The sequence below is a fragment of the Marinobacter sp. C2H3 genome, assembly GCF_037080155.1.
Lineage (GTDB): Bacteria > Pseudomonadota > Gammaproteobacteria > Pseudomonadales > Oleiphilaceae > Marinobacter.
Map to the genome: position 1 here is coordinate 18,991 of NZ_JBBBNZ010000005.1, position 14,531 is coordinate 33,521.

At 63.3% G+C, this 14,531-nt stretch carries 14 protein-coding genes and 1 tRNA gene; 13 read left to right on the forward strand and 2 right to left on the reverse strand.

The window, feature by feature from the left end; all coding sequences use genetic code 11:
- Window position 1: 1 nt before the first annotated feature.
- Both V3388_RS13780 and V3388_RS13785 read right to left on the reverse strand, forming a co-directional pair.
- On the reverse strand, window positions 2-1,504 hold the full coding sequence (locus V3388_RS13780; RefSeq protein WP_336368157.1) for an adenylate/guanylate cyclase domain-containing protein: 1,503 nt from the start codon (window positions 1,502-1,504) through the stop codon (window positions 2-4).
- 1 nt (window position 1,505) lies between these two features.
- A complete protein-coding gene (locus tag V3388_RS13785) occupies window positions 1,506-1,817 on the reverse strand; it encodes an Mpo1-like protein (protein WP_336368158.1) in 312 nt (103 codons plus the stop codon).
- A 201-nt stretch (window positions 1,818-2,018) separates the two neighbouring features.
- Between V3388_RS13785 and V3388_RS13790 the strand changes: the two genes are divergently transcribed.
- The 13 genes from V3388_RS13790 to V3388_RS13850 all read left to right on the forward strand — a co-directional run bounded on the left by V3388_RS13790 (window position 2,019) and on the right by V3388_RS13850 (window position 14,516).
- Window positions 2,019-2,600: a nitroreductase family protein gene (locus V3388_RS13790; RefSeq protein ID WP_336368159.1), complete on the forward strand. Its 582-nt coding sequence runs from the start codon at window positions 2,019-2,021 to the stop codon at window positions 2,598-2,600.
- A 330-nt stretch (window positions 2,601-2,930) separates the two neighbouring features.
- Window positions 2,931-3,329 carry a flagellar basal body rod protein FlgB gene (flgB, locus tag V3388_RS13795; protein WP_336368160.1) on the forward strand — a complete coding sequence of 133 codons (399 nt, stop codon included), beginning with the start codon at window positions 2,931-2,933 and terminating at the stop codon, window positions 3,327-3,329.
- A gap of 29 nt (window positions 3,330-3,358) precedes the next feature.
- Window positions 3,359-3,808 (forward strand): flagellar basal body rod protein FlgC, encoded by a 450-nt coding sequence (gene flgC, locus V3388_RS13800; RefSeq protein ID WP_336368161.1) that lies wholly within the window; start codon window positions 3,359-3,361, stop codon window positions 3,806-3,808.
- 18 nt (window positions 3,809-3,826) lie between these two features.
- The gene (locus V3388_RS13805) at window positions 3,827-4,504 is read left to right on the forward strand and encodes a flagellar hook assembly protein FlgD (protein WP_336368162.1); all 678 of its coding nucleotides are present in this window, start codon (window positions 3,827-3,829) and stop codon (window positions 4,502-4,504) included.
- A gap of 27 nt (window positions 4,505-4,531) precedes the next feature.
- Complete coding sequence (locus V3388_RS13810) at window positions 4,532-6,418, forward strand: flagellar hook protein FlgE (protein WP_336368163.1); 1,887 nt, start codon at window positions 4,532-4,534, stop codon at window positions 6,416-6,418.
- Between the two features lie 84 nt (window positions 6,419-6,502).
- Complete coding sequence (locus tag V3388_RS13815) at window positions 6,503-7,258, forward strand: flagellar basal body rod protein FlgF (protein WP_336368164.1); 756 nt, start codon at window positions 6,503-6,505, stop codon at window positions 7,256-7,258.
- 81 nt (window positions 7,259-7,339) lie between these two features.
- Window positions 7,340-8,128 (forward strand): flagellar basal-body rod protein FlgG, encoded by a 789-nt coding sequence (gene flgG / locus V3388_RS13820; RefSeq protein WP_336368165.1) that lies wholly within the window; start codon window positions 7,340-7,342, stop codon window positions 8,126-8,128.
- A gap of 43 nt (window positions 8,129-8,171) precedes the next feature.
- Window positions 8,172-8,873 (forward strand): flagellar basal body L-ring protein FlgH, encoded by a 702-nt coding sequence (flgH, locus tag V3388_RS13825; protein ID WP_336368313.1) that lies wholly within the window; start codon window positions 8,172-8,174, stop codon window positions 8,871-8,873.
- Between the two features lie 29 nt (window positions 8,874-8,902).
- The gene (locus V3388_RS13830; RefSeq protein ID WP_336368166.1) at window positions 8,903-9,982 is read left to right on the forward strand and encodes a flagellar basal body P-ring protein FlgI; all 1,080 of its coding nucleotides are present in this window, start codon (window positions 8,903-8,905) and stop codon (window positions 9,980-9,982) included.
- 24 nt (window positions 9,983-10,006) lie between these two features.
- The gene (flgJ, locus tag V3388_RS13835) at window positions 10,007-11,035 is read left to right on the forward strand and encodes a flagellar assembly peptidoglycan hydrolase FlgJ (protein WP_336368167.1); all 1,029 of its coding nucleotides are present in this window, start codon (window positions 10,007-10,009) and stop codon (window positions 11,033-11,035) included.
- A gap of 5 nt (window positions 11,036-11,040) precedes the next feature.
- A complete protein-coding gene (flgK, locus tag V3388_RS13840; RefSeq protein ID WP_336368168.1) occupies window positions 11,041-13,101 on the forward strand; it encodes a flagellar hook-associated protein FlgK in 2,061 nt (686 codons plus the stop codon).
- A gap of 49 nt (window positions 13,102-13,150) precedes the next feature.
- Window positions 13,151-14,365: a flagellar hook-associated protein FlgL gene (flgL, locus tag V3388_RS13845; protein WP_336368169.1), complete on the forward strand. Its 1,215-nt coding sequence runs from the start codon at window positions 13,151-13,153 to the stop codon at window positions 14,363-14,365.
- Window positions 14,366-14,429: 64 nt separating this feature from the next.
- Window positions 14,430-14,516, forward strand: a tRNA-Leu gene (locus V3388_RS13850).
- Window positions 14,517-14,531: the final 15 nt, after the last annotated feature.

Sequence of the window (14,531 nt, forward strand, 5' to 3'; positions counted from 1 at the left end):
ATCAGCTCAGCCGGGAGGTTTCGGAGGAGGTCGGGGAGTCGGCCTGGGCGTCGGCCCGCGGGTCGGAATCGGGCAGATCGTCTTCGGAGCGCAGTTTGTCGGCGGCGTCTTCCAGAGCCTGGAGGATCGCACGGCGCTCTCGCTCGGTGATCTTGTCGGAATCCAGGTACATGGCAAACCCGCTGTGTTCGTGCTCCATGAAGCTGCGGTTTGGCCCCAGATCCCGGCGGAAATCCACCACCTCGTAGATGGCCACCGGCTTGGCAAAGCCCTTGACGGTGATCTCGCCCTTGTCCCGGCACATGATCCGGTCCTTGATCAGCGAGAAGGTCTCGTAGGAAATCAGGATTTCGCCGGGCTGGGCCAGGGATTCCAGACGACTGGCCAGGTTCACTTCTTTTCCGATGATGGTGTAGTCCATCCGGTTTTCGGCGCCGAAATTGCCCACGGTGGTGTAGCCGGTGCTGATGCCCGTGCGGATTTCCAGCGGCGTCTTGATACCCTGGCTGCGCCATTTCTGCCGCATGATCTTCATCAGCTTGCGCATCTCGATGGCCATGGATACGCAGGCGAAGGCGTCCTCCCGCTGGCCCCGGCTGGTGGGGTCGCCGAAGAACACCATGATGGAATCGCCCACGAACTTGTCGATGGTACCGCCGTAGCGCAGGGCCACTTCAGACATCTCGTTGAAGTAGTGGTTCAGAAGCTCGGTGAGGGCCTCGGGTTCCATTTCCTCGGACAGCTCGGTGAAGCCCTTGATGTCCGAGAAGAACACCACCAGCTTTTTGCGCTGGGTTTCCAGGCGGACATCCCGCTCCCCGGTAAAGATGGACTGCCACACCTGAGGCGACAGGTACTTGGACAGTTTGTGGGAGAGGGCGATGGACTGTTCCCGCTGGTTCTGGATCTGGGTCTTGGCCAGCATCAGGGCCCGGGCCTGCTGGTGGGAGTAGAAGGCGGTCACACAGATGTACAGCCCGGTGGACAGAATGGCCGCCACGCTGGTCAGCAGCGGCGACTGGAAGGTCTCGGCGGGCCCGACGATGGCCAGGGCAATCACGGCGGCGATGGCCATCAGCCCGGTGCCGAAAAGCCACTGGCGGATGCCGCCCACCATCAGGCAACTGAACATCAGCATCAGCACCACGGAAACCGACGGAACGGCCACCAGCCCGGTGCACCCGATAAATCCGCCGCCGATCAGGCAGTCCACCAGCAGCATTTTATGGCGAATGCGGGACGAACGACGCAGGAAGGTTTTCCGGGTCAGGCCGTAGACGACATGGGGCCAGAGCAGGGCGCCGGCGAGCAACCAGAGCAGCCAGTGGGCAAAGCTTTGCTGGATAACCCCGATGATGATGATGGCGGCCGTGGCGGTGTAGGCAAGAATGCGGCCGCTGTAATCCGGCATCGGCGGGATCGCAATGGCGTCCCCCGACAGCTCACCGGTGAGGGTGCGGGTGGCGCTGCCAGCGCTTCTCAAGTCCGTTTGGGCGCTCATCATGTCAGAACCGGATCCGACCGGTCAGCATATCCCGGAACATGACCCAGTCACCCATCAGGCTGTACAGTGGGTGGCGGAACGTGGCCGGGCGGTTTTTTTCGAATTTGAAGTGACCGACCCAGGCGAAGCCGTAGCCAATCACCGGAATGGCCAGCAGCCACAGGGGTTGGGCGGTACCGAGGGCATACAGGGCAACCGCAATCACCAGCGTGCTGCCCACGAAGTGCAGGCGTCGGCAGGTAACGTTACTGTGCTCTTCCAGATAGTACGGATAGAATTCCGAAAAACTGCGAAAGGTCTGTTTGTCCGTCATCGTGCTGCCATCGTGATTTGTCGTTGTTTGGCAAGGCGGCCTACGACTAAAGGATAACAGTATGACACAGATCTCACAATCTGCCTGTAAAGCGGCTCGACATACCCGCGCAAGTGCGCTTCGGATGTCCGTGCAGCGCTCCGTGATGGCGATTGCGCCGTGTGCCTTCGTGCTGGATTCATTGAACACAAGAGAGGCTGTATGACGTCTGCAACCGTCGCTTTTTCCGTAACCGATTTTCTGCTGTCCCGCGCCTCGGAGCCTCGGCTGACCGAGCCGGCACCGGGTCCGGCGATTCTGGCCCGGGCGTTTGCGTGCGCGGCGCGAACGCCGGATCACGCCCTGCTGCGGCCCTGGCGCTATCTCGTGGTCGAGGGCGACGGCCGGGATCGGCTCGGTGAGTTGCTGGCCAGCACCGCCCCGGCCGACGACGAGGCCAAGCAGGCGAAACTGCGCAAGGCGCCGCTCCGCGCCCCGATGGTCATCGTTGGCATTGCGTCGCCAACGCCCCACCCGAAAGTCCCCGAGGTGGAACAGGTCATGTCGGCGGCCGTGGGCATGGGCTTTCTCGAGCTGGCGCTGGCGGATGCCGGCTTTGGTGTCATGTGGCGCAGTGGAGACGTGGCCCATCATCCGGACGTTCGAAAAGGGCTTGGGTTGGCCGAGGGCGAGACCATCACCGGCTTCCTTTATGTGGGCACCGTGCTGGAGGCCAAGCCGCCGGTGCCCCGGCCGGAGCCGGAACGGTTCGTTCGCCGCTGGCCGGAGGACGGCCCACTGTAATCCCGCCATCGTTCGGAGGGCCGCCTGGCCGGCCACCGGGCGGATGAGGCAGGGGTTTGCCGCCTTCCGCCGCCGGGCCGGTCGGCCCCGCGGTTTTTCGGCTTCCCCGGGCCCGAAAAGCCGGCTTCCGCGAACCATTCCATTCACCACGCCCTGCCGCCAAACCTTGCCTCCAAACTGCGCCGCTACTGGCTTTCCAGAGAATTCGATGGTGCCGGCGCCCGCCGCACCGTGATCACTTCGGATCTTGGCATCAGGATTGCTTTATCCCTTCCAGAGACTTCGACCGGCAACCCATGCCCGGTTGCAACGGATCATGAGGAGAACGGGATGGCGATTTCCTTCGACAACGCCCTCGGCATTCACGAGCGGGCCCTGCAGGTTCGGGTCCAGCGCGCGGAAGTGCTGGCCAACAACCTGGCGAACGCCGATACCCCGGGCTACAAGGCGCGGGACATCGACTTCCGGGCCATGCTCCAGCAGGCCAACGAGTCCATGAGCGGTCTGGCCATGGAGCGTACCAACAGCGCCCACCTGTCCGGCGGTTCCGGTGGTGGCGACGGCGACCTGCTGTACCGGAATCCATACCAGCCGTCCGTTGACGGCAACACCGTGGATGCCCAGCAGGAGCAGGCGCGGTACATGCGCAACGCCATGGACTTCCAGGCCAGTTTCCAGTTTCTCAGCAGCAAGTTTGCCGGCCTGACCAAGGCCCTCAAAGGTGAGTAATCCGGGGTTCCGGGTTCAAGGAGACAGTTATGTCATTGGGTAGCATTTTTGACATCGCCGGTTCCGGCATGACCGCCCAGTCCCTGCGGTTGAACACCACCGCCTCGAACATCGCCAACGCGGAAACCGCCAGTTCCAGTACCGGTGAAACCTACCGGGCCCGCAAGCCGGTGTTTGCCGCCATCCAGCAGTCCATGCTGGACCCGGAGCGGCAGGGGTTTATGACCCAGGGCAACGAAGGCCCCGGCGCGGGCGTGCAGGTGGCTGGAATCGTCGAGAGCGACGCCGAGCTGCAGATGCGCTACGAGCCAGACAACCCCGCGGCCAACGAAGACGGGTACGTGTACTACCCGAACGTGAACGTGGTGGAGGAAATGGCGGACATGATGTCTTCATCCCGCAGTTTCCAGATGAACGTGGATGTGATGAACACGGCCAAATCCATGATGCAGCGCATTCTGACGCTGGGTCAGCAGTAACGGGCGGGGAGCAGGATCATGAGCGCCATTAACGCAACGGATGTATCGGATGTCCTTGGCCAGTACCGGGCCAAAAATGCATCGTCCGGCCAGGGCAGCAGTGAACTGGGCCGCAACGAATTCATGGATCTGATGCTGGCCCAGCTGAAAAACCAGAACCCGCTTGAGCCCCAGGACAACGGTGAATTCATCTCCCAGCTGGCCCAGTTCAGCTCCCTCCAGGAGATGCAGAACCTCTCGAGCACCGTGGACGACGTGGTCGGCCAGTTCCGGTCCTCCCAGGCCCTGCAGGCCTCGGCGATGGTGGGCAAGAGCGTGCTGGCACCGTCCGGGGTTGGCCTGCTGGGTGCCAGTGGGCAGCTGACGGGTGCCATCGAGGTGCCGGCGTCCACGGGTGGCCTGAAGCTGTCCGTGGCCAACGCCTCCGGTGAGCTGGTGCGCCAGATTGACCTCGGCAGCAGCCCGGCCGGCGTCACCAGCTTTACCTGGGACGGCAAGGATGGCAACGGCAACGCCTTGCCGCCCGGCCGCTACCAGATCATTGCCGAAGGGTCCTACCCCGGCGGTACCGAACAACTGAACACCATGGTCAGCGCCAACGTGGACAGCGTCTCCCTCGGGCAGGGCGGCTCCATTACGCTGAACCTGGCGGGCATGGGCTCCATCGCCCTGTCCGATGTGAAACAGATCAACTGAGCGCGGTCGCGGACCGAGAGGTGAATCATGGCATTTAATACCGGATTGAGCGGCCTGCGGGCGGCATCGGTGGATCTGGACGTGACCGGCAACAACATTGCCAACGCCAGTACCGTCGGCTTCAAGGGCAGCCGGGTGCAGTTCGGCGACCTCTACGCGAACGGTTTCCTGAGCTCCGGCACCAACCCGGTGGGTGACGGTGTGCGGGTGCAGGACATCCAGCAGTCCTTCGGCCAGGGCAACATCAGCTTCACCGACAACGGCCTGGACATGGCCATCAACGGCGATGGCTTTTTCATCCTGAGCAACAACGGCGAGGTACGCTACTCCCGGGCCGGCCAGTTCAACATTGATAAAGACGGCTTCGTTGTTAACAACCAGAACATGAAGGTTCAGGGCTATACGGCGGACGACGATGGCAACCTGTCCGGCGTTCGTGGGGATATCCAGATAGCCACCGGCAACCTGGCGCCCCGGCGGACCACCAACCTGCAAACCGACGTGAACCTGGATTCCCGGCAGAGCGTGCTGGAAAAGCGCGTGCGCGATATCGGCCCGTTGGGTGTCGGCACGATCGCCGGCGAGACGTTCGCGTTCCAGTACGCCGACGGCACCCCGGACTACAGCGTAACCATCCCAGCCGCCTCCAGTGCAGCGGAGGCCGCCGCAGCCATTGACAATGCGCCCGGTGTCAGCGCCTCGGCGACAACGACCGCCTTGCTGCCCACCACCCTGAATAACGCCTACATTTCCGGCGCCAGCCCGTTTTCCTTCAGCCTGTCCATTGGCGGCGCTCCGCTGGCCCTGGACACGTCAGGTGTAAACTCGCTTCAGGATCTGGCCGACGCCATCAACAATTCCAGTGAGACCACCATCTCCGCGTCCGTGGTGGACGAGGGCTCGGGCCCGCAGCTGCGGGTGATCCAGAGCCGTGGTGAAAACCTGGACTACTCCTTCAACGATGGTTCGGGTGCCACCACCGGTACGGTGCAGGGCGACGTGAACGTCACCACGGATCGCACCATCACCGGCGTGGCCGCGACCAGCGGCGGCACCGATTTTGCGGATGCGTTTACGGCGTCGCCGATTCGCATCACCAACGCGTTCAACCCGATCGACCAGCGCACGTACAACCACGCCACCTCCACGACCATCTATGACAGTCTGGGCAACTCCCATGAGCTGACCCAGTTCTACGTCAAGGAACCGTCGCCGGGCAACGGGGTGGGCCAGAGCCAGTGGTCGATCTATCTGCAGATCGACGGTGAACTGGTGGCCGGCACCGACCAGCAGCCGTACACCGCGCTCTTTGACCAGGACGGCCAGCTGCAGTCGATCAACGGCGACCCGAACGGCGAGATCGTCGTGACCGACTGGGTGCCCAAGGACGATAGCGGCGCGCCCAACGGCGCGGATGGCCCGCCGGCGGATCCGACCAGTGTGGTGAGCCCGATTCCCGAGCCGCCGACCAGCTCGGCGTTTGTGGTGGATCTGGGCAATACCACCCAGTACGGCGCCGCGTTTGGCGTCAACGACCAGCAGCAGAACGGCTACACCACCGGTCGCCTCTCTGGCCTGGACGTGTCGGATCAGGGCGTGGTTTTTGCTCGGTACACCAACGGGCAGTCCAAGTCCCTGGGGCAGGTGGCACTGGCGTCCTTCAACAACACCGACGGCCTGTCGCCGGCGGGCGACACCACCTGGGTGGAAACGTTTGAATCCGGCCAGCCCATCATTGGCAAGCCGGATACCGGCACCCTGGGCTCCATCAAGGCCAGTTCGGTGGAGGAGTCCAACGTCGACCTGTCGGCAGAGCTGGTGAACCTGATCATTGCCCAGCGCAACTACCAGGCCAACGCCAAAACCATTGAAACCTCCGATGCGGTCACCCAGACCATCATCAACCTGCGGTAATTCCCTCCCACAGGCGCTTTAGCGGACATGGCACAACTCCTGCTTAGAATAGACTGAACGTCATTATTCCGGCAGGAGTTTGCCATGGACAAAGCGCTCTACATCGGTATGTCCGGGGCCAAGCAGAACATGCTGTCCCAACGGGCCCACGCCAACAACCTGGCCAACGTCAGCACCACCGGCTTCAAGCGGGATTTCGCCCAGGCTCGCAGTATGCCTGTGTTTGGCGAGCACTTTCCCACCCGCGCCTACGCCATGTCCGAAAGACCCGGCACGGACCTCTCTGCGGGCCCGCTGATGCAGACCGGCCGGGACCTGGACCTGGCCGTTCAGGGCGACGGATTGATGGCCGTGCAGAACCGGGCCGGCCAGGAAGTGTTCACCCGTACCGGCAGCCTCCAGGTGGACGTGAACGGGCTCCTGCGCCTGCCCAGCGGCGAACTGGTGCTGGGCAATGGCGGCCCGATTGCGCTGCCGCCGTTTGACAAGCTCGACATCGGCGAAGACGGCACGATCTCCATTGTTCCCAGGGGCGCAGGCGCCGGCCAGGTGGTGCAGATTGACCGCCTGAAGCTGGTGAATCCCCCCCGGGACGCGCTGGAAAAAGGCGAGGACGGGTTCCTGCGGCGCAAACCGGACCAGGCCGTCGGTGGCGTTGAGCCACCGGACGGCACGGTGCGCGTGGCCTCCGGCTTCCTGGAAGGCTCCAACGTGAACGCGGTGGAAGAGATGATCGACAACCTTCAGCTGTCTCGCCAGTACGAGATGCAGGTGAAGGTGATGCGGACCGCCCGGGACAACTCTGAGGCAACGGCACGACTGTTGCAGAATCTGGGTTAACGACGACATAACCGGCTCCGGGGCGGCGAAAGCGGCAAACCATCGCCGCCCCGGGCATCGCCACAGGCGAGGAGAAACACCATGAATCCAGCACTTTGGGTAGCCAAGACCGGCCTGAGCGCGCAGGACATGAAACTGTCCACCATTTCCAACAACCTGGCGAACGTGAACACCACCGGGTTCAAGCGGGACCGGGCTCAGTTCCAGGATCTGCTGTACCAGATTAAGCGTCAGCCGGGTGGGCTCAATACCCAGAACACCGAGCTGCCGTCTGGCCTGCAACTGGGCACCGGTGTCCGGGTCGTGGGCACCACCAAGCAATTCTCCCAGGGCAACCTTCAGATTACGGACCAGCCGCTGGACATGGCGGTGAACGGCCGTGGGTTCCTGCAGGTGGAAACCCCGGACGGCCAGATCGCCTACACCCGGGACGGCCAGTTCCAGTTGAACTCCGATGGCGATGTGGTCACGCCCAACGGCTTCCCGCTGGTGCCGAACATCAACGTTCCGCAAAACGCCACCAACCTGACCATCGGCAAGGATGGCACGGTAACCGCCGTGGTGGACGACCAGGCCGCGCCCATCAATCTCGGGCAGATCACCCTGGTGGACTTCATTAACCCCCAGGGGCTGCAGGCCATCGGGGATAACCTGTTCAAGGCCACCAACGCCAGCGGTGATCCGGTGGAAGGTGAGGCGGGCTTGAACGGGCTGGGCTCCATCGAGCAGGGCCAGGTGGAGGCGTCGAACGTGGAGGTGGTGCAGGAGCTGGTGGACATGATCACGACCCAGCGCGCCTACGAGATGAACTCCAAGGTGGTCTCCACCGCGGATCAGATGCTTCAGTTCCTGACCAACAACATTGGTTAACGGGCCGGGTGGCCGGGAAGGTAGTGTGATGGTTGAGCCGAAAATGACAGCGAACCGGGTAGGCCAGCGGGCCCGTGCGCTGGCCACCGTTGGTCTGGTTCTGGTTTTGGCCGTGTTGCAGGGCTGCGTGGCCATGACCCGGCCCCGGCCGGTGCCGGACGATCCGGCCTACGCGCCGGTCGCCCCCCAGGCCATGATGCCCCGTGACCCGAATTCCGGCGCCATTTTCCAATCGGCGCGGAACTACGATTTCTACGGAGACACGACCGCCCTGAACGTGGGCGACGTGCTGACCGTGACCCTGCAGGAGTCCACCCGGGCGAGCAAATCCCAGGACACGGACATCAAGAAGGAAAACAACATTTCCCTGCCGAACCCGACCATCCTGGGCCGGAACAAGCTTGGGCTGACCACCGATCTCGACAACAAGCGGGATTTCAAGGGCCAGGCGGGCGCCGACCAGAGCAACAGCCTGAACGGCAACATTACCGTGACGGTGACCGAAGTGCTGCCCAACGGGGTACTGCGCATCCGGGGCGAGAAATGGCTGTCGCTGACCAACGGTGACGAGTACATCCGCCTGACGGGCCTGGTGCGGCCGCAGGATATCCAGCCGGACAACACGGTCGCCTCCAACCGGATTGCGGACGCCCGCATCGGCTACGGCGGCACCGGTGACCTCGACCAGGCCAATCGAATGGGCTGGGCGTCCCGGTTCTTTAACAGTGAATGGTGGCCGTTATGAGTCGGTATTTCTGGCGCGGAACGCGCGTAATGGCCTGTCTGCTGGCCGTCGCCCTGGTGTCGGGGCCGGTGTTGGCGGATCGGCTCAAGGACCTGGCGCGGGTGAAGGGCGTGCGGAACAACCAGCTCGTGGGCTATGGCCTGGTGGTGGGCCTGGACGGCTCCGGTGATTCTGCCCCGTTCACCAACCAGACCTTCCGAAACATGATGAACCAGTTTGGCATCACCCTGCCGGACGGGGTCAACCCGAACACCAAGAACGTGGCGGCGGTGACCATCAGCGCCACCCTGCCGCCGTTCGCCAAGCGCGGCCAGGAAATCGACATCACGGTCTCGTCCATTGGTAACGCCAAAAGCCTGCGGGGTGGCACGCTGCTGATGTCACCGCTCAAGGGCGCGGACGGCCAGATCTACGCCATGGCCCAGGGCAACCTGGTGGTGGGCGGCTTCGGGGCGGAGGGGCAGGACGGCTCCAAGATCACCGTGAACATTCCCAGCGTGGGCCGGATTCCGAACGGCGCCACCGTCGAGCGGGAAGTGTCCACGCCGTTTGATCAGGGCGACACCATTACCTTCAACCTGATGAACGCGGACTTCACCACCGCCCGGCGCGTGGTGGAAGCCATCAACAGCACGCTGGGGCCGGACATGGCCTATGCCCACGACGCCACGTCCATTTCCGTGCGCGCCCCCCGGGATCCGTCCCAGCGGGTCAGCTTCCTGTCGATCCTGGAAAACATCAACGTGGACCCGGCGGAAGAGGCGGCCAAAGTGGTGATCAACAGCCGGACTGGCACCATCGTGGTGGGCCAGAACGTGCAGGTCAGCCCGGCAGCGGTCACCCACGGCAGCCTGACCGTGACCATTCAGGAAAACCCGAACGTGAGCCAGCCCAACCCGCTGTCCCAGGGCCAGACCGCCGTGACCCAGGACAGCCAGATTGCGGTGACCCAGGGCCCGTCCCACATGTTCAAGTTCGGGCCAGCGGTCACCCTGAACCAGATCGTGGAAGCGGTGAACCAGGTGGGCGCGGCCCCGGGCGACGTCATGGCCATTCTGGAAGCTCTCAAGCAGGCCGGCGCGCTGCGCGCCGAGCTGATTGTGATCTGAACGGACCCGCGGGAGTGCTGAGCGATGCAGGATAACCGGATTGCGCAGGCCCAGGTCTACACCGACCTGCAGGGCCTGAACGCCCTGAAAACCGAGGCCCGGCACGATAAACAGGCAGCCCTGCGGCAGGTGGCGAAGCAGTTCGAGAGCTTGTTCCTGGCGGAAATGCTGAAATCCATGCGCAAGGCCGGCGACGTGCTGTCCGAAGGCAATTACATGAACAGCCAGCAGTCCAAATTCTACCGGGACATGTTCGACAAGCAGCTGAGCGTCACCCTGGCGGGCAATCAGGGCACCGGCCTCGCCGATGTCATGGTGCGCCAGCTCAGCCAGCAGATTCCCGGTATGCAGCCGGACGGCCAACCTCTGGCGGCCCATCGGGCGAGCTTGGCGGATTACCGCCGTTCCGCCATACCGGTATCGCCCCAATTGCCGGAGCAGCTCAACCGCGTGCGTGCCCTCGAGGCGCCGTCATCCGTGGCGACAGACACAGCGGCTCAGGCTGCGGCTCCGGAGGCGGTCGCGGGCGATGCGCCCACGTTGCCCGCCCGTTTCGACTCGCCGGAGCAGTTTGTCCAGACGCTGCTGCCGTTGGCCCGCCGGGCCGCCGGCGACAGTGGTATTGATCCGCAGGTGATGGTGGCCCAGGCCGCCCTGGAAACCGGCTGGGGTAAACACATGATTGAAGGCGAGGGCGGTCAGCCCAGCCACAACCTGTTTGGCATCAAGGCCGATGCCCGCTGGGCAGGTGGCTCGGTGGCGATCACTACCACGGAATACCGCAATGGCTTGCCCCTGAAGGAGCAGGCGGATTTTCGCGCCTACGGTAGCTACGAGGACAGTTTCCGGGATTACGTGGATTTCCTGCAGTCCAACCCCCGTTACCGCGATGTGCTGGCGGCGGCGGATCAGCCCCGGGAATTTGCCCGCCGGCTGCAACAGGCCGGTTACGCCACCGATCCGGCATACGGCCAGAAGATTCACAGCATTCTGGGGCGCAGTGCCCTGATGACGGCGACCGGTGGCGAGACGCCGCCCGAGCGTGAGGAATAACCACCATGTCGAGCCTGATCAATATCGGACTGACCGGCATCATCGGCCACCAGACCGCGCTGAACACCACCGGCAACAACATCACCAACGCCAATACGCCGGGCTATAGCCGCCAGGAAGTGCAGTTCAGCACCCAGCCGGAGCAGCGCACGGGTGCCGGCTCGATTGGCAGCGGCGTCAATGTGGACAATATCCGCCGCCTGGCCAGTGAGTACCTGGTGCAGCAGGTGCGGGAAGACACCTCGCTGAGCGGCGAGCAGGAAGCGCTGAACACCGAGCTGACCCGCCTGGACGATCTGCTTGGCGGCGAATCCACCGGCCTGAGCAGCGCGTTGAACAATTTCTTCGCGGCGCTGCAGAATGCCTCCGAAGACCCCACATCGCTGCCACAGCGCCAGCAGATCCTGAGCGAGGCGCAGCAGGTGGTCAACCGGTTCCAGGGCATCAACGAGCAGCTTATCCAGCAGCGGGAATCGGTAAAAACCCAGGAGCAGCAGGGCGTCAAGGATGCCAACACCCTGCTCAAGAGCATCGCCGACCTGAACCTGGCGATTTCCGAATCGCCGGGTCTTGCCCAGGGCAAGATGCCGAATGAGTTGCTGGACCAGCGGGACGAAAAACTGCGCCAGCTGTCCGAGCTGGTCAGCATTCGGGTCAGCGCGGCGGATGGCGGGCAGGTCAACGTGTCGCTGAACAACGGCCTGGCCCTTGTGGTCGGCAACAATGCGGCGGAGTTTGGCACCCGTGAGAACGCGGCCGACCCCACCCAGCTTGAGTTTACCCTGCAATCCGGTGGCCGCACCCTGGTGGTGGACGATCAGATTGTGGGCGGCAAGCTCGGCGGTCTCCGACGGTTTGAGACCGAGGGCCTCAGATCGGCCTTTGAGGACCTGGGTAACGTGGCACTGGCGTTGTCGGCCGAGATCAACCACCAGCACGAAATCGGCATGGACCTCGAGGGCGACCTTGGCGGGCTGTTCTTCACGGACATCAACGATCCGGCGGTACAGAACAGCCGGGTGATTGCCAACGCCAATAACCAGTCGCCGCAAAACACCCAGCTGGCGGTGGAGATCACCGACACGGGTGCCCTGCAGGGCGGCACTTACACGCTTCAGTTTGGCAACAACGGCAGTTACGAGGTGCTCGATGGCACAACCGGCGAGGTCATCAAACAGGGGCGGCTGCCCAATGATCCAAAAGCCGAGATCAACCTGCCTGGCTTCAATATCCGCTATGAAAGCGGCAGCATCAACGCCGGTGACAAGTTCCTGATCCAGCCCAGCCGGAACGCCGCCGCCAATATGGGGCTGGTGGTCCGGCGTGAGGAAGACCTGGCGCTGGCCAGCCCCATTCGCGCCCTGACCGGGGCGGTGACCAGCGCGAACCCGCTGGCGGTTGCGGACACCAACAAGGGCACCGGGATCATCAATCAGGGCACCATGCTGAACGTGCGCAACCCGCTCACCAACAGCCCGCTGCCCGGATTTACCCAACAGCAGGACCTGGCCAACGGGCCGCTGCAGGTGGAGTTCTCGGACGACGGCGCCGGCAACCTTCAGTTCAGCGTGTTCGACAACGCCGGTACCGCGCTGATCACCAACCAGCCGTTTACCCAGGGCGTCGCCAACAAAGTGTTCAGCGAAGACCCCGGCGCCGGTGCTGCGTACCAGGGCTATCAGTTCGAAATCTCGGGCAAGCCGGAACCGGGCGACACCTTCACCATCGATTTCAACGCCGGTGGCGTGTCCGACAACCGCAACGCGCAGTTTCTCGCGGCATTGGGCACGGCCAATACCATGAACGGTAACAGCCAGAGCTTTGCCGAAGGCTATGCGGGGCTGGTGGAGGACGTGGGTGTGAAAACCCGTCAGAGCCAGCTGGACCTGGACGCCGGCAAAACCTTGCTGGAGCAGTCCACCAATCAGCGCGAATCCATCTCTGGGGTGAACCTGGATGAGGAAGCCGGCCGGCTGATCCAGTACCAGGCTGCCTACAACGCCTCGGCCAAGGTGATTTCCGTGGGCCAGGATCTGTTCAATACGCTGTTGCAGAGTTTTGCGTGATGAACGCAGTGACCAGGGGGTTAGCGGCAGTGTCAACGTGGGGTGACGTATGATCCGTATCTCTTCGCAGCAGGTGTTTTCCGGTGGCGTCAATCGGCTTCAGGAGCTGAACGCCAGCCTGAATAAGACCCAGCAGCAGATCTCGACCGGCAAGAAGGTTAATCAGCCGTCGGACGACCCGGTTGCCGCTGCGCGCATCCTCAAGCTGGACCAGGAGGTCAAGCGCATTGAAACCTATCAGCGCAACACCTCGCTGGCGGATAACCGGCTGAAGCAGGAAGAGAGTGCTCTGGCGAGCGCTACCGACATCATTCAGCGCATCCGGGAACTGACCGTGCAGGCCGGTAACGGTGCTCTGTCGGTAACGGACCGCGATTCCATCGCGGCGGAGCTTCAGGAGCGCGTCGATCAGCTGGCCGACATTACCAACACCCAGGACGCGTCCGGTGAATATGTGTTCAGCGGATTTCAGGGCAGACAGCCGGCGTTCGTAAAACAGCCGGACGGCTCCTGGCAGTACAACGGTGACGAGGGCCAGCGGGTGCTGGAAATTGATGACGGCGTCACGGTGCCGGTCAGCGACCCGGGCAAGGGCATCTTTGTGGACATTCCCCGGGCAGTGACGGTCAAGGACTACACGCCCGCTAACCCGGCCGCGCCGGATGGCTACATCTCGGACCTGACGCTCGACGACGCTCAGGCCCTGCGCAGCGCGTTTGCGCCCCGGGTGCCCGATGACATGACGGTGACCATCGGCGCCGCCGGCGCGATCACCGTGACCGACCCGAACGGCAACACCCTTGGCACGGGCACGGTGGGCGAGCCGTTTACCGTGGCCGGCGTGAGCCTGACCGTTAACGACGCGGTGGCGGGTGACACGTTTACCTTGGGGGTGGGTGATCGCCAGTCGATGTTTGGCACCATTGAAAACCTGATCAGCGGCCTGACCTCTATCGACAAAGGCTCGCCCAAGGGCTCGGCTGCCTACGACGCCCTGATCGCCGAATCCCTGGCCAATCTCGACAACGCCCAGGAAAGCATCACCCTGAAGCAGACCGAGCTGGGCGGGCGCATGAACGCCGTGGAGTCCACCCAGGGCTTCCTGGAGGACTCCAACCTGTACGCCAAGGACATTCGCTCTCAGCTGCAGGACGTCGACTATTCCGAGGCGATCAGCAATCTCAGCTTCCAGAGCTTTGTGCTGCAGGCGGCCCAGCAGTCGTTCGCGAAGGTGTCCCAGTTGTCGCTGTTTGACCGTCTGTAGGCAGGGAAGCCCTGCGGTTATTGCTTTCGCAAGTCACCTCAGTATAATCCCCACACTCTTCGATGGCGGCGTGGTGAAATTGGTAGACACGACGGATTCAAAATCCGTTGGGGTAAAACCCGTGGCGGTTCGAGTCCGCCCGCCGCTACCACTTTCACTCCCTGCA